1 protein-coding gene is annotated in these 1,002 nt (G+C 64.3%); it reads right to left on the bottom strand.

Annotation, left to right across the window (positions count from 1 at the left end; translation table 11 throughout):
* Positions 1-868 (bottom strand): M13 family metallopeptidase (locus ABT116_RS50760; RefSeq protein WP_502984132.1); only part of this gene is annotated, 868 nt, incomplete at its 3' end.
* Between the last annotated feature and the right edge of the window lie 134 nt (positions 869-1,002).

Here is a 1,002-nt window from a genome sequence, read left to right as displayed (position 1 = left end):
AACGGGCGTGCAGCACCTTCCACGCCGCCCAGGCCTTCCAGTCGTCGAGTGACTCGGACGCCCAGAGCGCGGTGAAGGTGTGCAGGAAATCGGGCTGACGGACCACGATTTCGGCGAACTTCTCCGAATCGGCGCCGAGACCGGACAGCCATGCCGCCCAGTCCAGACCGGGGTTCTGTTCGGTCAGTTCCTCGAAGCCCACGAGGTTGTAACTCAGATCTGCGTCACGACGCTTGACGACGTCCCAGTGCCCGGCCGCGATCTTCTTCTCGAGTTCGAACACACGCTGGGCGTCGTAGCCGACGCCGGCGAGGGTGAACATCTTGTCGATGTGCGCGACGTACTTCTCGCGGATCTCGGCGTAGTTGTCCTCGCGGTAGTACGACTCGTCGGGCAGGCTGATTCCCGACTGGCTGAAGTGGATCAGGTACCGCTCGGAGTTCTTGGCATCGGTGTCGACGTAATGCGAAATGGCACCGCCGACGCCCACGCGCTGGTGGCGTCCGATCACGGTGGCCAGCGACGACCGGTCCGGCGCATCGGCGACGGCGTCGAGCTCGTCGTCGATGGGGCCGAGGCCCGCGGCCTCCACGGCGTCGGCGTCCATGAAGCTCGAGTACAGGTCGCCGATGCGCTGTGCATCGGTACCGGCGGCAGAGTTGGACTCCACAGCTTCGGTGATGATGGTCTGTACGTCTTGTTCGGCCTTGTCGTAAAGCGTCCGGAAGGCCCCGTCGACTGCGCGGTCTGCCGGAATCTCGTATTCGGCGAGCCATTTTCCGTTGACGTGGACGAACAGATCGTCCTGCGCCCGTGTGCCGCCGTCGAGGTGGGTGAGGTCGATGCCTGAGCGATGAGCCGTGGTCATTTCTCCATCCTTACACGATCATGACGAACTGCTCGGTGTGTGCGCCGTCTCCGGGGCGACGGTGAAACCGCACGTCAGGCTCTCGCCCGGAGCCCAGGCACTGTTTACGGGAAGGTGCGCAGCGGACGGACACC

Origin of the sequence: Streptomyces sp. NPDC002130 (assembly GCF_040296465.1) — a bacterium.
In the GTDB taxonomy this organism is placed as follows: Bacteria; Actinomycetota; Actinomycetes; order Streptomycetales; family Streptomycetaceae; genus Streptomyces.
Note: the sequence above shows the minus strand (reverse complement) of the source record. Positions and strands in the feature narration are given on the sequence as shown.